This is a genomic window from Streptomyces sp. NPDC060232, assembly GCF_042726555.1.
Lineage (GTDB): Bacteria > Actinomycetota > Actinomycetes > Streptomycetales > Streptomycetaceae > Streptomyces.
This window is the reverse complement of record NZ_JBHXAG010000001.1, coordinates 212,995-236,486: the sequence shown is the minus strand read 5'-3', so window position 1 is coordinate 236,486 and position 23,492 is coordinate 212,995. Positions and strand designations below refer to the sequence as shown.

The following is a 23,492-nucleotide window of genomic DNA, read 5'->3' as shown; positions in this document are numbered from 1 at the left end:
CGTTGTGACGTTGCGTCAGCAAGAAGTCGGTGCAACACGCAACCGGTTGGTACGAGTTGGGCCAAGGCGGGATGGAAGTGGTGAAATCGTGCACGTGAACGCCAAGTGAAAGGTGTGGCTCTGACCTGCGAATATGCAGGTCAGAGCGGTGTTGACGGCGCCTCGCTATGGACCCGGTGAATTCGTGGGCTTAACTTATGTCTCATGACCTCCCCCCGCTCCACTTATGGCGGCGGTTACTACTCCGCGCCCTCCTTCCCGGACACCCCCATCTACGACTCCCTCGTCGCCGAACGCGGCACTCCGCAGATCGCCCCGATCCGCGTCCCGGCCGCCTACGAGTCCCCGAGCGCGGGTTATTCGAGCGGTGGGTACCTGCCGGCCCTCCCGTCGGCCCTGCCCGCACTGCCTCCTGCCACCCCTCAGCAGCAGGCGCCGGCGTACGGCTACCCGTACCAGCAGCAGGCCGCTCCGCAGCCGATGCCGCTGCAGAACGCGCCCGCGCCCTACATTCCCCAGCAACAGCCGGTGGCCGCCCGCGCCGGGTACATGCCGCAGCCCCAGCCGCAGCAGCCCCGCCCGGCGGCCATGGCCACCGGTTACGAGGCGATGCGTCCGGCCGCGCCGCGACCCATGCAGGTGCCGGCTCCGGTGGCGGGCGCCTCGTACGAGGACCCCTACGGCCGCCCCTACCAGGGACGCGGCTACTGACCCGGCCCCTCACGCGCGCCGGGACGGCGGAGCGGGCTGGCAGTATGCCCCCATGTCGAAGTTGCACGTTCAGGCGCTCCACGTCCACCCCGTCAAGTCGGTGGCGGGGACCGCTCCCGACGAGGTGGCCGTGGAGCCCTGGGGGCTGTCCGGGGACCGGCGGTGGGCCCTGATCGACCCCGAGGGGACGGTCCTCACCCAACGCCGCCACCCCCGGCTGGCCTTGGCGTCGGCGCGCCCGGTGGGCGGCGGCCGGATCGCGGTGACCGCTGCGGACATGGCGGAGCTGGTCGTGGAGGTGCCCGAGCCCGGTCCGCTGGAGCCGGTGTCGCTGTTCGGGAAGAAGGTCGAGACCGTGGTCGCGGCGAGGGCCGCGGCCGACTGGTTCAGCGCGTTCCTCGGGGTTCCGGTCCGGCTGGTGCATTTGGACGACCCGGCCGTCCGCCGTCCCGTGGACCCGGACTACGCACTGCCGGGCGAGACGGTGAGCCTGGCCGACGGCTATCCGCTGCTGATCACCACGCTCGCCTCGCTGGACGCCCTGAACTCTCTGATCGCGGCGGGGGACCATCCCGAGGAGGGCCCGCTGCCCATGAACCGTTTCCGTCCGAACGTCGTCGTCTCGGGGGCGCAGGCCTGGGCGGAGGACGGCTGGCAGCGCATCGCGATCGGCGACGCACTCTTCCGCGGCGCCCGCGAGTGCGGACGGTGCGTCGTCACCACGACCGACCAGCGGACGGCGGAGCGGGGCAGGGAGCCGCTGAAGACGCTCGCAAGGCACCGGCGGATCGGCAAGTCGCTGGCCTTCGGGCGGCTGCTGGTGCCGCTGCGGCCGGGCATCCTGCACGTCGGCGACGAGGTCCGCGTCCTCGCATGACGGGCCGCGTCCGGGTGGCGACCGCGGCACAGGAATGACACCTTCGAGGGGCTCCGCCCCCGAGCTGGAACCAACCGGCGTGACCGCGCCGTTGGAGCAGTCGGAACAGGAGACAGACGGAGACTGGCGCTAGTAGGGGGAGCCGGACCGTGCGGACAGCTATGGGTGTGTGGCGCTGGCGGCGCAATCCGCTGCGCAGGCCGACCGATCTCTTCGAGGCGTGGGTGGCGTTCGCGGCGCTGGTGTGCGTCGTGGTGGTGGCCCCGGCCGTCGGCTGGGTCGCTGGCCTGCGCGTGGACGGCACGCTGCAGCAGGCCGCGTACGAACAGCGGCAGGAGCGCCATCTCGTCCCCGCCGTGGTGGTCCGGCCCGCCCCGGCCCCGGACGAGGAGGTGTCCGCCGACCCGTCGGCGCAGCGGACGGCACCTCGGCGAACGCAGATCGTGGCCTCGTGGACCGCGCCCGACGGCAGCAGCCACCAGGGCACGGTGCCGGCCGCGGAGGAACCACCGCTGCCCGGCGACCGGTTCCGCATCTGGACCGACGACCGGGGCCGGCTGGTGGGGCAGCCTCTGGACCCGTCCGCCGCCTCCTTCCACGCGGGGACGGCGGGCCTGGCGGCCGCGGCCGGGGTGGCCGTCCTGGCCGTGACGGTCCGCCGCCTGGTCGTACGCCGGCTCATGCATCGGCGGTACATACGTCTGGACCGGGCGTGGGCGGCCGCGGGACCGGACTGGGGCCGGGCGGGCGCCGGTGGCTGACCTGGCGGCCCATCGGCTCCGCGCGCGCTACGGTGGGGCGGCCGGACCGGTCGCTCCGGTGGCGACAGCCACCCGAGCGGCCTCGGACATCAGCGGCTCCGGCCGCATCGGCAGCGCGAGCACGAGGGTGGGGGCACGACAGCACCATGGTTCAGGGCACGGTCCAGGTGACGCACGGCGGCGCTTCGCGGTGGCGGCGCCGCTCCGGTGAATATCCGACGCTGACCGCCGCGCTCGCCGTCGCGGGCGACGGGGACGTGCTGTCCATCCCCCCGGGCACCTACCGGGAGAATCTGGTGCTGCACCACGCCGTCACCCTGCGCGGTCCGGAGGACGGGGCGGGTTCGGTGCGGATCGCGCCCCTCGACGGCGTCGCGCTGACCCTGCGCGCCTCGGCCGTGGTGCAGGACCTGTACCTGGAGGGCCAGGACCGGGCGGCGCCGGCGCTGCTGGTGGAGGACGGCTCTCCCGAGCTGACCGACCTGCGCGTGAGCACCCACTCGGCGGCCGGCATCGAGGTGCGCGGACCCGGGGCCCGGCCCCTGGTGCGCCGCTGCAGCGTGGAGAATCCGGCCGGCGTCGGGATCGCCGTACTGGACGGCGGCGGCGGGGTGTTCGAGGAGTGCGAGGTCGTCGCCTCGGGACAGACCGGCTTCTCGGTCCGCGGCGGCGGCCGGCCGCGACTGGAGCGGTGCCGCATCCACCACTCCACGGGCGCGGGCATCGCGGTCACCGGCGAGGGCTCGGGCCTGGAAGCCCTGGGCTGCGAGGTCTACGAGGTCAGGGGCGCCGGGGTACAGATCGCCGCGCGCGCCGCCGCCCGCCTCACCGACTGCTCGGTGCACCGCACCTCGGCCGACGGGGTCACCCTCGACACGGACGCCGTCCTCACCCTGGCCGGGTGCGACATCCACGACATCCCGGAGAACGCCGTCGATCTCCGGTCGCGTTCGGTGCTCACCCTCAGCCGCACCTCGGTGCGCCGCTTCGGGCGCAACGGCCTGTCCGTGTGGGACCCGGGCACCCGGGTGGACGCCGAGTCCTGCGAGATCCACGACAGCACGGGCGACTATCCGGCGGTGTGGGTCAGCGACGGGGCCACCGCCTCCCTGAACGCCTGCCGGGTCCACGACGTGCCGGACGCGCTCTTCGTCCTGGACCGCGGGTCGAGCGTCGACGTCACCGACAGCGACCTGTCCCAGGTCCGCAACACCGCGGTCTCGGTCAGCGACGGGGCCACGGCGCAGCTCGACGACTGCCGCATCCGCGAAGCCGCCACCGGGGCGTGGTTCCGCGACCACGGCAGCGGCGGCACGCTCGCCGGCTGCACCATCGACGCCGTGCAAACCGGTGTGATCGTCACCAAGGGCGCCGACCCGACCCTGGAACGCTGTACGGTCACCTCCCCCGCCGAGGCCGGTTTCTACGTGTCGGCGGGCGGGCGCGGCGCCTTCAAGGCCTGCCGGGTGACGGACAGTTCCGGTTTCGGCTTCCACGTCCTCGACGGCTGCCGGACCACGCTGACGCGCTGCCACACGGAGCGCTGCGCACGCGGCGGATACGAGTTCCCCGAGGACGGGCCCCTCGTCGAGGAGTGCACCTCCGACGGCTCCGGCCCCCGGTCGGCATCGGCGTCTGCGTCAGCGTCTGCGGCCCCGCCGGTCCCGGGCGGCGGCTGCGCCGGGGCGCAGGGCGGGGTGCGTACGGTCACCGCGGCCCGCAGCTCCGGGGCGCAGCCGTCCCAGGCGGCCGCGGCGTCCGTACCGCGACCCGCGGGTCCCGAGCCGGCCGGGGCTGCGGCGGCGGGCGCGCGGGCGTCCGGCGCGGTGCTGGGGCAGCTCGACGCGCTGGTGGGCCTGGACAGCGTCAAACGCGAGGTGCGGGCCCTCACCGACATGATCGAGGTCGGCCGGCGGCGGCAGCGGGCGGGCCTCAAGGCCGCCTCGGTGCGCCGGCACCTGGTCTTCACGGGCTCCCCCGGCACCGGGAAGACCACGGTCGCCCGGCTGTACGGCGAGATCCTCGCCTCCCTCGGGGTACTGGAGCGCGGGCACCTGGTCGAGGTGTCGCGCGTGGACCTGGTGGGCGAGCACATCGGCTCCACGGCGATCCGCACGCAGGAGGCCTTCGAGCGGGCGCGAGGCGGGGTGCTGTTCATCGACGAGGCATACGCGCTGGCCCCGGAGGACTCGGGCCGGGACTTCGGGCGCGAGGCGATCGACACACTGGTGAAGCTCATGGAGGACCACCGGGACGCGGTGGTGGTGATCGTCGCCGGATACACGGCGGAGATGGACCGCTTCCTCACCGTCAACCCGGGTGTGGCCTCGCGGTTCTCCCGGACCATCGCCTTCGGCGACTACGGCCCGGGGGAACTGCTGCGGATCGTGGAACAGCAGGCGGAGGAGCACGAGTACCGCCTCGGGGAGGGCACCGCCGAGGCCCTGCTGACGTATTTCACGGAGCTGCCCAAGGGGCCGGCCTTCGGCAACGGCCGCACCGCGCGCCAGACCTTCGAGTCGATGGTGGAGCGGCACGCAGGACGGGTGGCCCAGCTGTCGGAGCCGAGCACGGACGAGCTCACCCTGCTGTTCCCTGCGGATCTGCCGACGCTGCCGGCCCCTTGCTGACACCGGGGCGCTGAGCGGGTACCTCGGCCCGAGCCGCCGTCTCCAGCCGGGCGAGCAGGGCGGCGCGTTCGGCGGCGAAGGCGGGGTCCGCCTGGTAGTCGCTGTGGCCGAGGATCGGCGCGGGCAGCGGGTGGCGGACGCTGCGCCCGTAGGCGAGGGGGTCGGCGAGCGGGCCGCGGTCCACTTCCGGTGAGGCGGGGCCGGGGAGCGCGGGGCCGCCGATGGGGTCGGTGGCCCGCCAGAGGTTGCGCCAGCAGTCGACTTCGCAGTGCAGGGCGTTGAGCGGACCGGGGCCGAAGTAGGCGGGAAACCAGCGGCCGTAGAGGCGGGCGAGCGGGGATCCGTAGGTGAGCAGCGCGACACGGCGGCGGGCGGGCGGCGGGAGTTGCCAGACTGCGGCCGCTGCGAGCACGCTGCCCTGCGAGTGGCCGGAGATCACCAGCCGGCCGCCGGTGCGGCCGGTCCAGCCGGCCATCCGCCAGGTCAGGTCGGGGACGGCGCGCTCGGCGTAGCAGGGCGGGGCGAAGGGGTGGGCGGCGCGCGGCCAGAAGGTGCCGACGTCCCACAGGATCCCTATGGTCCGCCGGGCGGCCGGGTCCCGGTAGGCGCGGCGGCCCCAGGCGACGAAGAGGGCGATGCCGAGCCCGATCAGCCAGGATCCGGCGTCCTGGGCGGCCCGGGCGGCGGCCTCCAGCGGCGGCGGGCCCCCGCGTGCGGCCTCACCCGGGACCCGTCCGCTGAGCCAGGCTCCGGCCAGGGCGCCCGCGCCGAGCACCAGGGTGATCCCGGAGACGGCCGCGACGAACCAGGGCGCGGAGTCGGTGAGCGCGGCGGCCGTCCGTGCCCCGGCGATACGGCGGCTGCGCGCGGTGTCCGGGGTCTCCCCCGGGTATTCGGCCGCGACGGCCGCGGCGAGGCCGCGCCGGGCCCGGGCCGCACGCACCGCGAACCAGGCGGCGAGCAGCGCCAGTACGAGGAGCAGCGGGGGCAGTACGGCGGCCTGCCAGGACAGCAGGACGGGCGGCCCGGGCAGAGGTGCGCCGGCCGTGCCGCGGGTGGCTGCCCCGTCGAGCCAGTTGGCGACGCGCTGGGCGACCCCGCCGGACATGACCCCGCCGAGGGCGCATCCGAGCATGGCGACGGCGGGGCCGCCGAGGCCGCGCAGGGCGGCCGCGGGATCGGGGGCCCTGCGGTACAGGTATCGGGCGACGGCGGCGAGGGCCAGCACGCAGAGGCCCTGCCCGAGCATGAGCACCCCGAAGGCGAAGTCCCCGGGGAGCCGTCCGGTGGAGGTCCAGTCCGGGCGAGACCAGCAGGCGTGCAGGAGGACGGCGGCGAGCAGGGCGAGGGCGGCTCCGGGCAGCAGGCTGACCACAGCCCGGTCGAGGCGGTGGTCGGGGCGGTCCTCGCTGCGGCCGCGCCGGCAGACGACCCAGGCGACGATGACGGCCCCTGCGGCGAGGAGGGCCTGGGTGATCCAGCCGAGGGCTTCGAGGGCTGGGGCGGCGGCCGCGGTCCCGCGGTCGTGCTCGGCGGTGGGCGCGGAGACGGCCACCGCGACGGTCAGCAGCCCGGCCGCCGTGTGCGCGGCCCGCAGCCGGGCCACGATGCGGCGCCCGTACCAGAATCCGGGGCGGCCGAGCGCGGGCGCCGTGTCGGAGGCGGTGTCCGGGTCGGCGGCGCCGGCGGGCGGCGGCTGGGATTCGTAGGCGCTCCAGGTGCGGTTCGACAGGTACCAGAGCAGTCCGGTCAGTGCGGTGGGGACCAGCGCGCCGAGGGCGAGGCGGCGTCCGGGCTGGGACCACCAGCCGCCGCCGTCGGGGGCGAGGAAGCCGAGCCGGGAGCCCGCCGCGGTACAGGTCGCGGAGCCCGCGCACTGCCAGGCGGCGAGGTCGAGCGCGACCTCGCAGGCGGCGGCGATCAGCAGGACGGTCAGGCTGAGCGCGAGGATCCGTACGAGGACCCCGTACGTGCGCACCGCGCGGGGCGCGGGGTCGGCGCCGGGCCCGGTGGGGGCGGCCGGCCGGGCCCAGTGGGCGAGGTTGGCCACCATGAAGGGCAGGAGCAGCAGCCACAGTGCGCGGGCGCCGTTGCCGGAGGTGAGCCGGGACCAGCAGTAGGCCTCGGGGACGGGCAGGCCGGCGTACCGCTCGGGGTGGGCTTCGGCGTCGGCGTCGTCGGTGCGGCGGAACACGGCCGCGGTGGAGTCGCCGGTGACGCGCACGGTGCGCGGGTCGCCGAGCAGCTCGGCGGGGGAGGCTCCGGCGACTCCGTGCACCAGGAGTTCGAGGGCGAGGGGCGGGTCGGTGTGGGGGCGGTCGGGCACGGAGGCCTCCGCTCGCGGGGGGATCGGCGCGGATCCAGCATCCCGCGCGACGGGGGCGCTGCCCAGGCCCCGTCCGGGGGAATCCGCGGGTGGTGTCCGGGACGGACTCGGAGGGTGCGGCGCGGGAGTTGCGGCGGGGAGATCGTGGGGAGATCGCAGCGGACTTCTCGACGGCGCACGGCTAGGGTGGCGCGCGCACGTCCGCCGGAACATCGCCTCTGGAGGTACCGCCATGGCTCGCCGACTCCGCCCTGTGGGGCTGGACTTCATCGACGACGCACCTGTCCGGCTGGTGTTCGCCGCGGAGGCGTCGGCGCCGCCCGAGGCCGTCTACCGGGCGCTCGCCGATGAAGTGGAGGGCTGGCCGCGCTGGTTCAGGGCGGTGACGCTGGCCCGCCCGACATACGGCGGGGCGGGGCGCGAGGTCAAGCTGCTGGGCGGGGTGCGCATGCAGGAGACGATCATGGCGTCGGATCCCGAACGGCGTTACGCGTACCGGGTCGACACGACCAACGCGCCAGGAGTGCGGGCCCTGTTGGAGGAGTGGAGGCTGACTCCGGCCGGCTCGGGCACGCGCGTCGGCTGGACGTTCGCGGCGGACGGCCCGGCCGTGTTCCGCCTGGCCCTGACCCTCGCCCGGCCGGGCCTGGGGCACTCCTTCCGCACGGCGGTCCGCACCCTGGACGCCCGCCTCGCGGGCGTCAGCGGCCCCGACCGCTGAGCTGCGGTCGGGCGCGGACGGCCCGGAACCCGTCGGGGTGCGCCGGACGGGCCGGTTGACCCGGGCGGGCGTCGTCGACGCCACCGCACTCCCGGCCGGCCTCCCCGGTCCACTGCGTCCTGACGCGGCCGGGGCCGCGCACTGGAACCGGTGGTGCGCGGCATGCGGGTGGGGAGTGGGGCGGCGCCTGAAGGGCGTCCGGCCGGCTCAGACGGTCGGTTCGCGCCAGACGCCGGTCGTCAGCAGAGTGTCGAGGGTCTTGGCATACGGGGCGATGTCGAGGCCCTGCGCCGCCAGCCACTCGTCGGAGTAGTACTTGTCCAGGTAGCGGTCGCCCGGGTCGCACAGCAGGGTGACGACGCTACCGGTGCGGCCCTCACCCACCATCTCCGAGACGATCTTCAGGGCGCTCCACAGGCCGGTGCCGGTCGAGCCGCCCGCCTTGCGCCCTATGGCCGTCTCCAGGGCGCGGCAGGCGGCGACGCTCGCCGCGTCCGGGACCTTCATCATCCGGTCGATGGCACCGGGCACGAAGCTCGGCTCCATGCGCGGGCGGCCGATGCCCTCGATGCGCGAGCCGCAATCGCTGCTCGCGTCCGGGTCGTTGTGGGTCCAGCCCTCGAAGAAGCAGGAGTTCTCCGGGTCCGGGACGCAGACGCGGGTGTCGTGCTGCATGTAGTGCACGTACCGCGCGATGGTCGCCGAGGTGCCACCGGTGCCGGCGGTCGCCACGATCCAGGCGGGCTCGGGGAACCGCTCCAGGCGCAGCTGCTGGTACATCGATTCGGCGATGTTGTTGTTGCCGCGCCAGTCCGTAGCCCGCTCCGCGTACGTGAACTGGTCCATGTAGTGCCCGCCGGTGCGGGCGGCGAGGTCCGCCGACTCCTCGTACATCTTCATCGGGTCGTCCACGAAGTGGCATTCGCCGCCGTGGAATTCGATGAGGCGGCACTTCTCCGGGCTGGTCGTGCGCGGCATGACGGCGATGAACGGGACACCGATCAGCTTGGCGAAGTACGCCTCGGAGACGGCGGTCGAGCCGGAGGAGGCCTCGATGACGGGGCGGCCGGGCCGGACCCAGCCGTTGCAGAGGGCGTAGAGGAACAGCGAGCGGGCGAGGCGGTGCTTGAGGGAGCCCGTCGGGTGCGTGGACTCGTCCTTGAGGTAGAGGTCGATACCCCATGCCTCGGGGAGCGGGAACTTCAGCAGGTGGGTGTCCGCGGAGCGGTTGGCGTCGGCCTGGACCTTGCGCACGGCCTCTTTCAGCCAGGCGCGGTAGTCCGGGTCGCTGCGGTCGACGTCGACGGTCGTGGCGGTCGTCCCGGTGGTGGTTCCGGTGCCGTTGGTGCCGGGTGTGCCGGTGGTGCTCATGCGCCGCGCTCCTTCATGGGTCTACTTCGCCCCTCCTTTCGCAATGTACCTCTCTCACCTGCACAAACAGTCACTTTGGGTATCCATGCGGATCGCTTTCGATCGCGTTCGGTTGCACTGTGCGGCACCGTGGGTGACCCTGGTGGAGCATTACCGAGGGTGCAGCACCCGTAACACTCATGTCGGGGAGTCGCAGCCGTGATCAGTCATTCCCGCAGGCACTGCGTCGTCGAACTGCAGGCCTTGCCGTCGCGGATCGGCCAAATCCGCAGAATCGTCTCGGCCCAACTGCGCCACTGGCAGCTCGATCCGCTCATAGACCGGGCCGCCCTCGGCGTGACGGAGCTGCTGAGCAACGTCCACCGCCACGCGCAACCGGACAAGACCTGCGTCGTCGAGATCGAGCTCCGGCTCGGGCGGCTGACGGTCTCGGTCATCGACAGCGATCCGCGGCTTCCGGTGCTGCGCGGGGCGCCGGCCGGGCCGCTGGAGACCAGCGGTCGCGGGCTCGCCCTCGTGGAGGCGCTCAGCGAGGCCTGGGGGGTGCGCGAACGGCCCGACGGGCCGGGCAAGGTGGTCTGGTTCTCCCTGACGGCCTCGCCCGCGCCGGTGGCGCCGCCGCTCCCGGTCTCGATCGTGGCCAGGCCCGCGCGGGAACCCGCGCGCACGGTGGTCGTGGCCGTCGATCCGGCCACCGTCGCCGCGGCGCTGCCCCTGCCTTCACCGGTGGCCGTCCGCCCCGGCTGACCCCTGGAAGGACACGGTCTGGACGCGGTCCAGTGGCCGGAGAGGTGTACCCGGTCGCGGTGTCCTGCACGGTGCACCGCGAGGCGGAGGGCCGCTGCCCGTACCGGACGACGTGGTGCGTGGTCCGACGACGCGGCGGGGCGCCGTCGCCTGCGTCGCGTGGTGCCCGCCGGGGATCACGGGACAGCCCTCAGGCGAGGGCGGCCAGCGGGTCGTCGAGCACGGGCTGCCAGGCCAGTTCCGCCGCGCCGACCAGGCTGTTGTGGTCCAGGGTGCACGGCAGGATGGGCACGCCGCCGCTGCGGCCCCACAGGCTGCGGTCCGCGACGACCGCCCGGAGCCGTTCCGGGTCGGCGTAGAGCAGTTCCCGGTGCAGCCCGCCCAGGATGATCCGGTCCGGGTTCAGGATGTTGACCAGGCCCGCGAGGCCCAGGCCGAGCCGGTCGATCAGCTCCTCCGTGGCCGCCCGTACCGCCGGCTCGTCGGGTTCCTCGCGCAGCAGGTCACGGGCCTGCTGGAGCAGCGACACCTCGGGGCCGGGGCTGCGGCCCGCCGCGGTGAGGAAGGCCAGCGGGTCCGCCTCCACGTCCAGGCACCCGCGGCCGCCGCAGTGGCAGGCCCGCCCCTCGGGGTTCACGGTGAGGTGGCCGACCTCCAGGGCGAGGCCGGAACTGCCGCTGTGCAGACGGCCGTCCAGCACCAGGGCCCCGCCGACCCCGCGGTGCCCGGTGGCGACGCACAGCAGGTGCTGCGCGCTGCGGCCCGCGCCGTGCCGGTGCTCGGCGAGCGCCGCGAGGTTGACGTCGTTCCCGGTCAGGGCCGGTCCGTCGATCCCGGCGGCCTTCACGCACTCCGCGAAGATGTCCCGTACGGGCGAGCCGGCCGGCCAGGCCAGGTGCAGCGGGTTGAGGGCCGTACCGTCCGGCTCGGCGACCGCCGAGGGGACCGCGAGACCGGCGCCGACGCAGCGGCGGCCGCTGTCCGCGAGCAGCTCCGCGCCCGCCCGCACGACCGCGCCGAGCACCTGTGCCGGGTCGGCGGAGACGGTGACCTTGCCGGGGGCGGTGGCTACGATCCGGCCGCCGAGCCCTACCAGGGCGGCCCGGAAGCCGTCCGAGTGCACCTGGGCGGCGAGCGCCACCGGCCCGTCCTCGGCCACCGAGAGGCGGTGCGAGGGGCGGCCCTGGGCTCCCCCGGTACCTCCGGTGCCGCCCGAGGCGCCGGGGCGGGAGTCGACACGGATCAGTCCGAGCGCCTCCAGCTCGGCCGCGACGGCGCCGGCGGTGGCACGGGTGACCCCCAGCTCGGCCGTCAGCACCGCACGGGTCGGGGCGCGGCCGGTGTGGACGAGCTCCAGCGCCGGACCGAGCGCGCCGCGACCGCGTTCCAGTTTGGTCCGCGTGCCGGTGCTCGACACCGATGGCGTGGTCGCATCCCCCATCCGCGGTGGGGCCCCGTTGCCGTTCATGGCATCGATCCTCGCATGGTCGGAGGGCGCCGGACGCCGCCCCCAGGGTGACTGCGCACCGTAGTGCCGGCCGACGGCGGGGCAGCCAGGACCTAGGGTGCGGACACCTGGTCCAGCCCGCTGACCCGGAGTGTGATGTTGAGCCGCCCGGTCAGCCCGAGCGCCCGCGGACCGGTGCCCGGCAGGACCTTCGGCACACCGTGGTAGGCCTGCCGACTGGGGCCGCCGAAGACGAAGAGGTCCCCGCTGCGCAGCTCGACGTCCCGGTAGGGGCGTCCGCGCGAGGAGGTGTTCCCGAAGCGGAAGAGGCAGCTGTCGCCGAGGCTGAGCGAGACCACCGGCGCCGGGGACTTCTCCTCCGCGTCGCGGTGCATGCCCATGCGGGAGTCCCCGTCGTAGAAGTTGATCAGCGCGATGTCGTAGGCGGCCGCGCCGGGCTCCGGCGGCACCCCGTAAGCGGCGGCGATCGCGTCCCGGCCCAGCTCGGCCAGCCAGTCCGGCATCGGCTTGACCGGTTCCCCGTCCCCGTCGACGGCGGTGCGGGCGTAGCCGTACGGGTACCAGTGCAGGCCCAGGCACACCTGCCGGGCGGTCATCACCCCGCCGCCCGGGGTGCGCACGGTGCGCAGGCCGGCCGGCGGGCGGGCCCACACGCGGCAGGCCGCCAGCAACTCGCCCTGCCGGCGCTCCCCGAGCCAGTCGGGCACGTGCACCGCGCCGGGGGCGATCACGGTCCGCTCGCGCGGGAAGAGTTCCCCGTCCATCCCTCCATTGTCGGCGCCGCGGCTGCAAGACTCCCGGTATGGAGATCACCGAGTACGTGAAGACCCTCGCCCGGGAAGGCGAGCTGCTCGCCGACGTGGCCGAACGAGCCGGTACGGATGCCTTCGTCCCGTCCTGTCCGGGCTGGCACGTCACCGACCTGCTGCGGCACACCGGGTCGGTGCACCGCTGGGCCGCCGCCTACGTCGCGGAGGGGCGGCTGGAGCCGACGGGTTTCCCCCAGGCGCCGGAACTGGTCGACGGCGAGCTCCTGGCGTGGTTCCGGGAGGGCCATGCGGATCTGGTGCGGACGCTGACGCAGGCACCGGACGACGTGCAGTGCTGGACCTTCCTCCCGACGGCCCCGCCGTCGCCGGTCGCGTTCTGGGCCCGGCGGCAGGCCCATGAGACCACCGTGCACCGGATGGACGCGGAGACCGCGCTGGGGATCCTCTTCTCGCCGGTGACGCCGGAGTTCGCGGAGGACGGGGTGGACGAGCTGCTCACCGGGTTCCACGCCCGGCCGCGCAGCCGTGTGCGTACGCCGGAGCCGCGGACGATGCGGATCCGCGCCTCCGACACGGGCGCGGTGTGGACCGTGCACCTGTCGCCGACGCCGCCGCGCACGGTGCTGGGGGATCTGGGCGACGCGGTCGACTGCGAGGTCACCGGCGAGGCGGCCTGGCTGTACGCGGCACTGTGGAACCGGGCGCCGCTGGCGGGTCCTGGGGTGACGGGCGACCTGTCGCTGGCGGCGCTGTGGATGGATACGGCCGGAATCTGACCCTTACGGCGAGGGCGGGCGCCGTGGGACACCGTAGTCGGCGCCGGCCACCCGCCCCCGGCCGCAGACCCGCGTGGACCAGCGGTTATGGTCGCCTCCTCAGGCGATCACGGGGGTAGCGGATGTTCGGTTCCACGGTGCGCGGTGCGGCGTTGGCCTCGGTGGTCCTGGCGGGGTTCGCGGTCTCCTGCGCTGCGGATCCGGCCACGCCGGCCGCCGCGTCCTCGGCATCCTCCGCGCCCTCTGTGCCTTCTGCGGCCTCTGTGGCCTCCACACCGCCGGCGTCCTCGCTGCCGGGGCCGTCGGAAGCGAGCCCGGCCGCGCCCCCGGCATCCCGCGGCCCGTCCTCCTCCGCCCTGCCCGGCACCCCGCCGGAGAAGGTCCGGGACGCCTTCGCGGGGCTGCAGGCGACGCTGGACGGTTCGTGCACGCCCGCCGAATGCGCCTACTTCCTCGGCCGGGTCTACGACGAACTCCAGGGCCTGGACGCGGCGATGAAGGCGGACCCGAAGGGGCCCGGGCACTTCCCGGAACCGATCGCGCTGGTCGCGCAGCTCGACGCGGAGCTGGGCGGCGACCGGAGCTTCAAGAACCTGAAGGAGCACCCGAGACAAGATCAACACCTGGATGCAGGGCCACCCGGACGACTACCGCTGACCCCGGCCGGACCGTCCCGCACGGCGAAAGGCCCGCGTGGCTGGTCATCGCGGCGACGGCAGGCGGACGGGCCGTCGCCCGGGCCGGTGGCCGGGCAGGCGGACGGGCCGGTGGCCGGGCAGGCGGACGGGCCGGTGGCGGCCTCCTCCACCCGGCCTGCTGCTGTCCCCACGGGCCGGCCGCGCCCGGAGCCCGGCCGGCTCTCCTCGTGGTCGCGCTCAACGGTGTCGCCGCGCCATAGGCGTACGCGGCCGACGACGACCGCGCGCAGCGCGGCGCGGCGGTCCTCCGGGAGCTGGTGCACCTCGAAGACCGTCTTCGACATGGCGTCCGATGCCGAACAGTTCACCGCGGATGCCGTTCTCCTGCTGGCCGGGCGGCGTCAACTCTCGCTGGACGAGCCCCTGTCCGCGTTCCTCGACGACCCGCCCGCCTGAACCCGGGAGGTCACGCCGGGAACGCGCCGCACCAACGGTATTCCCGACTGCCAGGACCTGTTGGAGGCCAAGGACGTGGGGGCACGACCCGGCTGGCCGACCCGGCCGGAAGCGATCACGGCTGCCCCGCCTCGCGGCCGGAGGATCCGCCGGGCAAGCGGTCTCGTACTCCGCCGCCCCTCACGCGGGTGCGGTCGGCGTGGGCGGCGTGCTGCGCGGGCGCGGCATCGAGGCAGGGCGGTACGGGGCCGGCATGCTCCTCCTCCCCGACAACAGCCTGGTGCACCGCGGCGACGGGGAGCAGTCCACGGGCCCTGCACCGGACCGAAGGGCGACGGGCTGGGAGAATGGGGGGTATGAACCCGGCTCCGGAGCCGCGGTCCGCCGAGGAGGCGTGGGCGCGGCATGCCTGGGGGGACGTGTTCGAGATCCTGTCGGAGGCCGACCGTCACGGGCCCCTCCCGCCCGACGGCCTTGAGAGGCTCGCCCTCGCCGCGCACCTGACCGGCCGGCGGCCCGAGAGCGGCGACCTGTGGACCAGGGCACACCACGCCTGGCTGACGCGCGGCGATGTGCAGCGGGCCGTGCACTGCGTGTTCTGGCTGGGGCTGGACCTGGTCCTCTCCGGCGAGTGGTCGCGCGCCGCCGGCTGGATGGCGCGGGCGCGCCGGCTTCTCGACGCCGAACGGACGGACTGCGTGGAGGAGGGCTACCTCCTGGCGCTCCAGGGCCTGCAGAGCTACTTCGCCGGGGACTCGGCGCACGCCGAGGACCTGTCCGGGCAGGCCTTGGCCTTCGCGACGCGGTTCGGGGATGCGGACCTGATGAACTTCTCGATGGTCTCCGTCGGGGAGTGCCTGATCCGCCTGGGGCGGCCCTCGGAGGGGATCCGGCTGCTCGACGAGGCCATGGTCGCGGTGACGGCCGGCGAGGTGTCCCCGATCGTGTCCGGACTCGCCTACTGCGCGGTCATCGCGGCCTGCCACGAGGTGTTCGACCTGCGCCGGGCCCGCGAGTGGACGGCCGAGCTGTCCCGGTGGTGCTCGGCCCAGCAGCAGCTGGTGCCGTACCGCGGGATCTGCCTGGCCCATCGCGTCGAGATCATGCGGCTGCACGGGGACTGGGCGGACGCACTGGACGAGGCCGACCGGGCGTGCCGGTGGATGCGGTCGGCGCCGGCCGCCGAGTCCGCCGACGCCGCGTACTACCAGCTCGGCGAGCTCCACCGGGTGCGCGGGGAGTACGAGGAGGCGCAGCGGGCCTACGGCGAGGCCAGCCGGCTGGGCCACACCGCGCAGCCCGGAATCGCCCTGTCGCTGCTGGCGACCGGGGAGGTGGAGGCGGCCGAAGCGGCGATCCGCACCGCCCTCGACGCCGCCGGCGACCGCAACGCGCGCTGCCGGATCCTGCCGGCCTACGTGGAGGTCATGCTGGCCGCGGCCAAGGTCGAGGACGCGCGGACCGCCGCGCAGGAACTGGCCGGGGCGGCCGAGGCCCTGGACTCCCCGCTGCTGGGCGCGGTCGCCGGTCGGGCGCGCGGCGCCGTGCTCGCGGCGTCCGGTGAGGCGCGCGGTGCGCAGGCGCTGCTCGGGCGTGCGGTGGCGACGTTCCGCGAGCTCGACGCCCCGTACGAGGCCGCCCGGACCCGGCTGCTGATCGGCCTGTCCTGCCGGGAGAGCGGCGACGAGGTCACGGCACGGCTGGAGATCGAGGCCGCCACGGCGGTGTTCCGGGCGCTGGGGGCGGCCCCGGACCTGGTGCGGGCCGAGGAGCTCGCGCTCAAGGCCGCCGGCCGGGCGGCGGGGCTGCTCACGGCCCGTGAGCGGGAGGTGCTGCGGCACGTCGCGGTGGGCAAGTCGAACCGGGCCGTGGCTGACGACCTGTTCCTGAGCGAGAAGACGGTCGCCCGTCACCTCGGCAACATCTTCACCAAGCTCGGGGTGGCGTCACGGTCCGCGGCCACGGCGTACGCCCACCGGCACGGCCTCGTCTGACGCCGGCCCGGGCCGACCCGGACGGGACAGGAAAGGGGCATGGGTGGAATTGCCCAGCTCCGGGAGTGGTCGTTCTGCGGACGCGGCGGACCGGGCCCGACGCCTAGCGTTTGACCGTACGGACACGAGCACCAACACGACCAAGCACACGCACACACACGCATGAGGCCTCGCTCACGGAGAGGCGGATCGTCATGACGAACCGGACCTACGACGCCATCGTGGTCGGGGCACGCTGCGCCGGCGCGCCCACCGCGATGCTGCTGGCCCGCCAGGGCTACCGGGTGCTGCTGGTCGACCGGGCGACGTTCCCCAGCGACACGGTCTCCACCCATCTCGTCCACCCGCCCGGCCTGGCCGCCCTCGACCGGTGGGGACTGCTCTCCCGGATCGTCGGCAGCGGCTGCCCCGCGATCGACACGTACCGCTTCGACTTCGGGCCCTTCACCATCGAGGGCTCCCCCGCCGGCGCCGGATTCGACGCGTCCTACGCCCCGCGGCGCACGGTCTTGGACCAGGTCCTGGTCGACGCCGCGCGGGAGTCAGGGGCGGAGGTGCGCGAGGGGTTCGGCGTGGAGGACCTCGTGATCGAGGGCGACACGGTGACGGGGATCCGCGGACACCGGCCGGGCGGCGGTGCCCACGTCACCGAGTACGCCCGTGTCGTCGTCGGCGCGGACGGGATCCACTCGCTCGTCGCCAAGGCCGTCGGCGCCGCCCGTTACGCGCAGAAGCCGAAGCTCCAGTGCAGTTACTACGCCTACTGGAGCGGGCTGCCGATGCACGGCCGCTTCGAGACGTACGTCCGGCCGGACCGCGCCTTCGCCGCGTGGCCCACGAACGACGACCGGACGGTGGTCATCTGCGGGCTCCCGATGCGTGACTTCGCGGCCAACCGGGCGGACATCGAGGCGGGTTACCTGGCCACGATCGCCCTGGTCCCGTCCTTCGCGGAACGGGCCGCGTCCGCCACCCGCGAGACACGCCTGGTGGGGGCGGCGGTACCGAACTTCTTCCGCAGGCCGTACGGCCCGGGCTGGGCGCTGGTCGGCGACGCCGGCTACGTCAAGGACTTCATCACCGCCCAGGGCATCCAGGACGCCTTCCGCGACGCGGAGTTGTGCGTACGGGCGCTCGACGAGACCTTCACCGGCCGGCGGAGCTTCGACACGGCCATGAAGGAGTACCAGGCGAGCAGGGACGAACAGGTCATGCCGATGTACGAGTTCACCACCGAGCTGGCCGCACTGGACCCTCCGCCGCCGGAACTGGGGCAGCTGCTCTCCGCGGTCTCCGGGAGTGGACCGGCCATGGACGCCTTCGCCCGGGTCTCGGCGGGCGTCACCTCGCCCGCCCAGTTCTTCGCACCCGACAACGTGGCCCGGATTCTGGCGCACGCGCCCTCGGCGCCGGCAGCGGCACCGGCGCCGTGACCGTCGCCGTCACACCGCCGTCAGGCGGGCCGCCGACCGCGCCCGGCCCCGGGCGGCGTGGTGTGGTGTGGTGTGGTGTGGCCACAGCACTAGCCGATGGTGGCCGCGTGGGCGGTCTGGGAGGTGTACTTCCATGTCGGGCCTGCGTTCCACGGGTTCGGCATGACCGTGTCGGTGGCGTAGGCGTAGCCCGCGCCGCGGTCGAAGGCGGTGCGGAGGGTGGCGCGCATCGCATCGTCGCCGGGGACGTCGTGGACCAGGTGCCAGAAGGCCGTGCCGCTCGGGTCGAGTTCGGCGCCGGGGCGGTAGCCGGAGTCGTGGTCGAAGACGTTGCCGCCGAGCCAGCCCGCGCCGGTGTACGCCGCGTGGGTGTCCTCGTAGGTGACGAAGACGTCCGCGGTCCGGCGGCCGGGCTCCAGGTAGCAGTCGGCTATGGCGGTGCCGGGGTTGTTGACGACGAGGTCGGGGACGGCGGGGTCGGCTGCGTTCATGGTGTCCTGGACGTAGCGGCGCAGCTCGGCGTAGTGGTCGCGGGTGGCGTCGGCGGGGCCGCAGTCGCGGCTGACGACGTCGAAGAAGATGCCGTCGACGTGGAGGCGGCCGTCGGGGGTCTTGAGGTAGTTGTCGACGGAGGCCTTGACGGCGGCGATGTCGCGGTTGCCGTGGTCGGTGTGCACGTACCCGAGGACTTTGGTCCGCTCGCCGGTGGAGGTGGTGCGGGCGCGGAGGGCGTCGGCGCGGGCCCGCCAGGGGGCGTCGAAGGGGGCGTCGCCGTTCCCCGGGTTCAGCACGACCACCGAGGGCGCCGGGGCGGTCGTGGTGAGATCGGTCAGCATGCGGTCGTTCGCCATCACATAGGCGGGGACGCCGATCTCCAGGCCCCGTACGCCGGGTATCCGGGGGGTGGGGGGCGGGGCGGCGGCCGGAGCGGACCCGGTGGACGCTTCGCGCTGCGGCGTCGCGACGGACGGCGCCGGCGCGGCCAGTAAGACGGTGGCCAGGACGGCGTACAAGGCCTTCTCGGCGCGAGGCATGAACGTTTCCTCCGGTGGAGGCGGGCGGGCGGGGGCTCCCGAGGAACACTAGGGCCTGTGTCGATTTGCCCCGCGGCGTCGCGACGCCCGGCACGCACCCTCGGCGCACGAGCCACATGCCCTAGTAGCTCCGCTACGAGGACATTCGTCCCGCACGCCGAGGCCACGCACCGAACGCCGCTCCTTGCTCCACGGGGCAACTCGATACAGACCCTAGACGGACGGCCCGTCGTTCAAGGCTGAACCTCCTGTTTCGGCGTGAGGAACAGCAGAGCGAGCCATCACCCCATCACGTGAATTCCCGCAGGGAGGCCCCCTTCCGCCGCCCTCCTGTCATACGGCGGGCAGTCCGACCCCGTGTGCCAGCTGCCCCGCCGCATGGGTGAAGAAGGCGGACCGCTCCTCGACGACTCCCTGGAACTGGCCGAACAGTTCGAAGGAGACGAGCCCGGCCAGCTGAGCCCAGGCCGCGACGAGGGCGGCGGCGACCGCCGGGGGCAGGCCCTCGGCGAACTCCGAGGCCATCCGGCCGGCCTCGGCGCCCAGGGCGGGCGGCAGCGGCGGGAGGGCGAGGCCGCGCCCCTCGTACGCGGCGCGGGCGATGCCGATGAGGACGTTGCCGACCCGGGAGGCGGGGCCGATGGTGTCGGCGGGGGCGCTGTAGCCGGGGACCGGGGAGCCGTAGACGAGGGCGTATTCGTGCGGGTGCTCCAGTGCCCAGGCGCGGACGGCCTCGCAGGCGGCGATCCAGCGGTCCCGGGGCGGGGCGCCTTCGGCGAGGGCCTGGGCGTCGGCCCGCTCGGCGGCGGCACCGAGGCTGTCGTACGCGTCGATGATGAGCGCGGTCAGCAGCTCGTCGCGGCTCGGGAAGTAGCGGTAGAGGGCGGAGGAGACCATGCCCAGCTCGCGGGCGACGGCGCGCAGGGAGAGCTTGGCGGCACCCTCGGCAGCGAGCCGGCGGCGGGCCTCGTCCTTGATGGCGGCGGTGACCTCGATGCGGGCCCGTTCCCTGGCCCCTCGCACGGTGTTCATGCGGGCCAGTGTGCCACGCGGGCGGAGCACTGCCCAGAAAGCGGATCGCCGATCCATTTCGAGAGCACTGCTCTTGCTTTGGGGCACCGACCGGTGCACACTGATCTCAAGTGAGAGCACTGCTCTCCCAATGCAGAAGAAGGCCCGGAGGTCCTCGTGAACGCGCCCACCCCGTACTACGTCCAGGCCGGCCCGCTCGCCACCCGCTTCAACTCGCTCTTCGGCAAGCTGGCCCGTGCCGGCATCAGTCTGGCCGGCAGCGCCGAGCTCTCGGTACGCGGACGCACGTCCGGCAAGATGCAGCGCATCCCGGTCAACCCGCACAGGTACCAGGGCGCGGAGTACCTCGTCTCGGCCCGCGGCCACTCCCAGTGGGTCCGCAACATGCGGGTGGCGGGCGGCGGCGAGCTGCGCGTGGGGCGGAAGGTGCGCGCGTTCACCGTTGTCGAGATCACCGATCCGGTCGAGAAGTCCGCGATCCTGCGCACCTACCTGGAGAAGTGGGGCTGGGAGGTCAACCAGTTCTTCCGGGGCGTCGACGCGAAGGCCTCGGACGCGGAGATCCAGGCCGTCGCCGGCGACCACCCCGTCTTCCGGATCGTCCCCGCGTCGCGGTGACACGGCGCGGACGCCCCCGAAAAGCCTCCCACCGCACGCCCGCAAGCCCGCAGGCGCCGCGGGTCGGCCGCGCACTCGCCCAGCCGATTGCCCCACCCGGCCAGGCGGGGCAATCGGCGGTAGGGACGACCACGGGTCCTCGCCGGCCGCCCGGCCGCGCGGGCGGACGCGCGGGACAGCTCCCGGCGACGCCTGTCCGGCGTGCGCCGGAGCCGTGCGAGGTGCGACGTGCGACGCGGGCCGGTGTGAGGTCCCCTTGCCTGCGAACCTCGCGATCCGGTGACTCGGCGCCCTGGCCACCACAGGCAGCGCCGCCGCCGGGTCTCGGGGGGATTCAGCGCGAGCGCCGTCACACGCCACCCATGGGGGATCGGGCGGCCCCACATCCGCTTGAGCTCCAGGGTTGTCGGCGGCAACAGCGCGTGCAGTGACAACCTGCGCGCACGCGCCGACCGGGGATCAGAAAGGCACCCCCCCTCGGTCAGCCGTCGACGTCCGCACAAATGGCATAGGCGTCAAAGGCGCTGTTGGACTGCCCGTTGTTCTGGACGTCTACGATCCATGCCTCGGAGTCGGGTCCCTGAGGGAACGATCTGAAGGGCACCACCTGAGGAGAGAACCCGAAGAAGCCGCCGCCAATCGCCTTCTTACCCGTCGGACACTCCACGACTGCCTGTGCAGCGCCCCCGGCTGCGACCGGAAGGTTTGATTCGATGACTACTTCATAGCCGCTGAGCCCAGCCGGTCCCGTGGGACCAGTGGGCCCGGTAGCCCCCGGCTCGCCCGGGATGCCTTGCGGTCCGGTGGGACCCTGCGGGCCTGCTTCCCCCTGCGGCCCCGTCGGCCCGGTGGCACCCGCCGGTCCAGTGGGGCCGGTCGGGCCTGCCGGGCCCCTCTTGCAATGTTTGTCGTGGGTGTCGCTGCGCGGCCCCTTCTTGCACCTGTCGTCCGTGCTGCTCGACGCGGTCGTGCCTTCGCCCACGACGTGCCCCGCTGCTGCGGCCGGGCCGGCCACCCCGGTCGTCAGGACCAGCGCGAGTGAGGCCATGGCGCCTCCGGCCAGCCTTCTGTTCCGTCTGGGAAGCGGTTCCGACGAGGGCGGCTTTCTCAAAGCGGGGCTCATACTCTGCTCCTTGCTGCACTGGAACGAGGGACTGCCGCGAGGCGGGGACTTCCGCCAAGCCAGAGCAAGCCTTATGCACATCGTCAAAACGCTGCGCATCGCCTCGGGCGCTCGCGGAAGTCGAACCCGGATGCCCTACCCGAATCCACCACCTGGACGCGCGACGGATACCAGACCCGGCGCAAGGGCTGCTGTCGGCTCCGAGCCACCGACGTGGTCGGGCTGCTCGTCGTTCCAGAACCGAGGGGCACGAGCGTCGTACGTCCGGCCCCGCTCTGCGCACCGGATTCCTGGCGGTTCAGCATGGTCCGGCGCGGAACCCCGGCCATCCCTCGACTCCCCTGACCCACCGGTAGGAACGGCGGTGAGCCTACCCGTGGCCGCCGGTCACCCACCGAGTACGTGCCGACGAAGCGCACGACTCGCGCAGCAACCGTTCCTACCTGCGCAAACACGGGATCAAGGCAACGATCCCGGTGCCTGCCGACCGCGTCCGCAACCGGCTGAAGCGCGGATCGCGGCGCGGGCGGCCGCCGAAGCTCGACACAGACGGCTACAAGCAGCGGCACGCGGTCGCGTGCGGGATCAACCGCCCTAGGGTCTGTATCGAGTTGCCCCGCGGGGCAACTCGATACAGACCCTAGCGCCACCGTGCGTGCCGTCGCCGCGAGATACGACAAGCCCGCTGTTCGCCACGCAGCGACAGTGCTGGTCGCAGCCATCACCCCATGGCCGTGACCAGCACTTCCACCACGGAGCCTAGCCCCGGTCGCCGTTTCGCGCCGCCGCCTGCCGTGCGTCCAGCGCGTGCAGCGCCTTGCGCGCCAGCGGGTACGTACGCACCATGTCGGCCAGTGTCGTCGCGCCCCGCGTGATGCGGGCGAAGGCCCGCCACGCCGGACGGAACCCGGTGATCGCCGCGTGCAGCAGCCCCGGCCGGGCCTCGAAGACGGTCAGCATCCGCTTGCCGACGCCCATCTCCACGCCCAGCCCGGCCTTCACCGCGAAGGCGTAGTTGAGGGCCTGGCGGCGCGCGTCCACCGCGTCCTGCGCCTCGGCGATCTTCACCGCCCACTCCCCCGCGAGCCGCCCCGAGCGCAGCGCGAAGGAGATGCCCTCCCGGGTCCACGGCTCCAGCAGTCCGGCCGCGTCGCCCGCGACCAGGACCCGGCCGCGTGAGAGCGGCGAGTCGGGCTTGCGGCACCGCGTGAGGTGCCCGGAGGAGACGGCCGGTTCGAAGCCGGCGAGTCCGAGCCGGGCGATGAAGTCGTCCAGGTACCGCTTGGTCGCGGCTCCCTCGCCCCTGGCCGAGATCACCCCGACCGTGAGGGTGTCGCCCTTGGGGAAGACCCATCCGTAACTGCCGGGCAGCGGACCCCAGTCGATCAGCACCCGCCCCTTCCAGTCCTCCGCCACCGTCGCGGGGACGGGGATCTCCGCCTCCAGGCCGAGGTCCACCTGGTCCATCTCGACGCCCACGTGCGCGCCGATCCGGCTCGCGCTGCCGTCCGCGCCGACCACGGCGCGCGCCAGGACGGTCTCCCCGTCGGCGAGCACCACGGCGACGGTGCGCCGGTCGGGCACGGCCGCCCCGTGCTGCTCCACGCGGGCCACGGCCGTGCCCGTACGGACGGTGGCGCCCGCCTTCTCCGCCTCCGCGACCAGACCGGCGTCGAATTCCGGCCGATTGATGAGCCCGAACAGCATGTGCTTCGAGCGGCGGGTACGGGTCAGCTTGCCGTCCATGGAGAAGGTGACCGCGTGGATGCGGTCTTTGAGGGGCAGGACGAAGCCCGGCGGGAGGGCGTCGCGCGAGGGGCCGATGATGCCGCCGCCGCACGTCTTGTACCGGGGCAGTTCGGCCTTCTCCAGCAGCAGGACGCGCCGCCCCGCCGTGGCCGCCGCGTGCGCGGCCGAGGACCCGGCCGGTCCGGCTCCGACCACGACCACGTCCCACACCTCGTCGACGGCTCCCCCGGCCGCCTCGTCGCCCGCCCCCTGCTCGG

At 74.0% G+C, this 23,492-nt stretch carries 18 protein-coding genes; 11 read left to right on the top strand and 7 right to left on the bottom strand.

Annotated features, from left to right (window positions below):
• Positions 1–204 precede the first annotated feature (204 nt).
• The 4 genes from ACFWFZ_RS00995 (at position 205) to ACFWFZ_RS00980 (ending at position 4,979) form a co-directional block, all read left to right on the top strand.
• Positions 205–711 (top strand): DUF6643 family protein, encoded by a 507-nt coding sequence (locus ACFWFZ_RS00995; RefSeq protein WP_387114645.1) that lies wholly within the window; start codon positions 205–207, stop codon positions 709–711.
• A gap of 52 nt (positions 712–763) precedes the next feature.
• Complete coding sequence (locus tag ACFWFZ_RS00990) at positions 764–1,588, top strand: MOSC domain-containing protein (RefSeq protein ID WP_387114642.1); 825 nt, start codon at positions 764–766, stop codon at positions 1,586–1,588.
• 149 nt (positions 1,589–1,737) lie between these two features.
• Complete coding sequence (locus ACFWFZ_RS00985; protein ID WP_387114639.1) at positions 1,738–2,349, top strand: hypothetical protein; 612 nt, start codon at positions 1,738–1,740, stop codon at positions 2,347–2,349.
• A 146-nt stretch (positions 2,350–2,495) separates the two neighbouring features.
• Positions 2,496–4,979 (top strand): right-handed parallel beta-helix repeat-containing protein, encoded by a 2,484-nt coding sequence (locus tag ACFWFZ_RS00980; RefSeq protein ID WP_387114636.1) that lies wholly within the window; start codon positions 2,496–2,498, stop codon positions 4,977–4,979.
• Here ACFWFZ_RS00980 and ACFWFZ_RS00975 read toward each other — a convergent pair.
• Complete coding sequence (locus tag ACFWFZ_RS00975; protein ID WP_387114633.1) at positions 4,930–7,305, bottom strand: hypothetical protein; 2,376 nt, start codon at positions 7,303–7,305, stop codon at positions 4,930–4,932. The two genes, ACFWFZ_RS00980 and ACFWFZ_RS00975, sit on opposite strands and share 50 nt — an antisense overlap.
• A gap of 232 nt (positions 7,306–7,537) precedes the next feature.
• Here ACFWFZ_RS00975 and ACFWFZ_RS00970 point away from each other — a divergent pair, with 232 nt between their 5' ends.
• Positions 7,538–8,026, top strand: a complete 489-nt coding sequence (locus ACFWFZ_RS00970) for an SRPBCC family protein (RefSeq protein ID WP_387114630.1) — start codon at positions 7,538–7,540, stop codon at positions 8,024–8,026.
• A gap of 207 nt (positions 8,027–8,233) precedes the next feature.
• On the opposite strand, the gene ACFWFZ_RS00965 is transcribed toward ACFWFZ_RS00970, so the two are convergent.
• Positions 8,234–9,397: a PLP-dependent cysteine synthase family protein gene (locus ACFWFZ_RS00965; RefSeq protein WP_387114627.1), complete on the bottom strand. Its 1,164-nt coding sequence runs from the start codon at positions 9,395–9,397 to the stop codon at positions 8,234–8,236.
• 198 nt (positions 9,398–9,595) lie between these two features.
• On the opposite strand from ACFWFZ_RS00965, the gene ACFWFZ_RS00960 reads away from it, so the two are divergent.
• Positions 9,596–10,144, top strand: coding sequence for an ATP-binding protein (locus ACFWFZ_RS00960; RefSeq protein ID WP_387114624.1), 549 nt, complete (start codon positions 9,596–9,598; stop codon positions 10,142–10,144).
• A gap of 190 nt (positions 10,145–10,334) precedes the next feature.
• Here ACFWFZ_RS00960 and ACFWFZ_RS00955 read toward each other — a convergent pair whose 3' ends face one another.
• Both ACFWFZ_RS00955 and ACFWFZ_RS00950 read right to left on the bottom strand, forming a co-directional pair.
• A complete protein-coding gene (locus ACFWFZ_RS00955) occupies positions 10,335–11,612 on the bottom strand; it encodes an ROK family protein (protein WP_387114622.1) in 1,278 nt (425 codons plus the stop codon).
• Between the two features lie 92 nt (positions 11,613–11,704).
• Positions 11,705–12,376: an alpha-ketoglutarate-dependent dioxygenase AlkB family protein gene (locus tag ACFWFZ_RS00950; RefSeq protein WP_387114619.1), complete on the bottom strand. Its 672-nt coding sequence runs from the start codon at positions 12,374–12,376 to the stop codon at positions 11,705–11,707.
• Between the two features lie 38 nt (positions 12,377–12,414).
• Here ACFWFZ_RS00950 and ACFWFZ_RS00945 point away from each other — a divergent pair, with 38 nt between their 5' ends.
• From ACFWFZ_RS00945 to ACFWFZ_RS00930, 4 genes are all read left to right on the top strand, one after another.
• On the top strand, positions 12,415–13,158 hold the full coding sequence (locus tag ACFWFZ_RS00945; RefSeq protein ID WP_387114616.1) for a maleylpyruvate isomerase family mycothiol-dependent enzyme: 744 nt from the start codon (positions 12,415–12,417) through the stop codon (positions 13,156–13,158).
• A 263-nt stretch (positions 13,159–13,421) separates the two neighbouring features.
• Positions 13,422–14,252: a hypothetical protein gene (locus tag ACFWFZ_RS00940; protein WP_387114613.1), complete on the top strand. Its 831-nt coding sequence runs from the start codon at positions 13,422–13,424 to the stop codon at positions 14,250–14,252.
• A gap of 356 nt (positions 14,253–14,608) precedes the next feature.
• The gene (locus ACFWFZ_RS00935; protein WP_387114610.1) at positions 14,609–16,246 is read left to right on the top strand and encodes a LuxR C-terminal-related transcriptional regulator; all 1,638 of its coding nucleotides are present in this window, start codon (positions 14,609–14,611) and stop codon (positions 16,244–16,246) included.
• A 194-nt stretch (positions 16,247–16,440) separates the two neighbouring features.
• Positions 16,441–17,679 (top strand): NAD(P)/FAD-dependent oxidoreductase, encoded by a 1,239-nt coding sequence (locus tag ACFWFZ_RS00930; RefSeq protein ID WP_387114607.1) that lies wholly within the window; start codon positions 16,441–16,443, stop codon positions 17,677–17,679.
• An 89-nt stretch (positions 17,680–17,768) separates the two neighbouring features.
• Here ACFWFZ_RS00930 and ACFWFZ_RS00925 read toward each other — a convergent pair whose 3' ends face one another.
• Together ACFWFZ_RS00925 and ACFWFZ_RS00920 are read right to left on the bottom strand one after the other, a co-directional pair.
• Positions 17,769–18,713 (bottom strand): spherulation-specific family 4 protein, encoded by a 945-nt coding sequence (locus tag ACFWFZ_RS00925; RefSeq protein ID WP_387114605.1) that lies wholly within the window; start codon positions 18,711–18,713, stop codon positions 17,769–17,771.
• 333 nt (positions 18,714–19,046) lie between these two features.
• Positions 19,047–19,745 carry a TetR/AcrR family transcriptional regulator gene (locus tag ACFWFZ_RS00920; RefSeq protein WP_387114603.1) on the bottom strand — a complete coding sequence of 233 codons (699 nt, stop codon included), beginning with the start codon at positions 19,743–19,745 and terminating at the stop codon, positions 19,047–19,049.
• Between the two features lie 156 nt (positions 19,746–19,901).
• Here ACFWFZ_RS00920 and ACFWFZ_RS00915 point away from each other — a divergent pair, with 156 nt between their 5' ends.
• Positions 19,902–20,363, top strand: a complete 462-nt coding sequence (locus ACFWFZ_RS00915) for a nitroreductase/quinone reductase family protein (RefSeq protein ID WP_387114600.1) — start codon at positions 19,902–19,904, stop codon at positions 20,361–20,363.
• Positions 20,364–22,245: 1,882 nt separating this feature from the next.
• Here ACFWFZ_RS00915 and ACFWFZ_RS00910 read toward each other — a convergent pair.
• Positions 22,246–23,445, bottom strand: coding sequence for a geranylgeranyl reductase family protein (locus ACFWFZ_RS00910; RefSeq protein WP_387116235.1), 1,200 nt, complete (start codon positions 23,443–23,445; stop codon positions 22,246–22,248).
• Positions 23,446–23,492: the final 47 nt, after the last annotated feature.

Coding starts and splice junctions, on each gene's coding strand:
- ACFWFZ_RS00995 (WP_387114645.1), top strand. CDS start 205: ATGACCTCCCCCCGCTCCACTTATGGCGGCGGTTACTACTCCGCGCCC.
- ACFWFZ_RS00990 (WP_387114642.1), top strand. CDS start 764: ATGTCGAAGTTGCACGTTCAGGCGCTCCACGTCCACCCCGTCAAGTCG.
- ACFWFZ_RS00980 (WP_387114636.1), top strand. CDS start 2,496: ATGGTTCAGGGCACGGTCCAGGTGACGCACGGCGGCGCTTCGCGGTGG.
- ACFWFZ_RS00970 (WP_387114630.1), top strand. CDS start 7,538: ATGGCTCGCCGACTCCGCCCTGTGGGGCTGGACTTCATCGACGACGCA.
- ACFWFZ_RS00965 (WP_387114627.1), bottom strand. CDS start 9,397: ATGAGCACCACCGGCACACCCGGCACCAACGGCACCGGAACCACCACC.
- ACFWFZ_RS00955 (WP_387114622.1), bottom strand. CDS start 11,612: ATGAACGGCAACGGGGCCCCACCGCGGATGGGGGATGCGACCACGCCA.
- ACFWFZ_RS00950 (WP_387114619.1), bottom strand. CDS start 12,376: ATGGACGGGGAACTCTTCCCGCGCGAGCGGACCGTGATCGCCCCCGGC.
- ACFWFZ_RS00945 (WP_387114616.1), top strand. CDS start 12,415: ATGGAGATCACCGAGTACGTGAAGACCCTCGCCCGGGAAGGCGAGCTG.
- ACFWFZ_RS00935 (WP_387114610.1), top strand. CDS start 14,609: ATGAACCCGGCTCCGGAGCCGCGGTCCGCCGAGGAGGCGTGGGCGCGG.
- ACFWFZ_RS00930 (WP_387114607.1), top strand. CDS start 16,441: ATGACGAACCGGACCTACGACGCCATCGTGGTCGGGGCACGCTGCGCC.
- ACFWFZ_RS00925 (WP_387114605.1), bottom strand. CDS start 18,713: ATGCCTCGCGCCGAGAAGGCCTTGTACGCCGTCCTGGCCACCGTCTTA.
- ACFWFZ_RS00920 (WP_387114603.1), bottom strand. CDS start 19,745: ATGAACACCGTGCGAGGGGCCAGGGAACGGGCCCGCATCGAGGTCACC.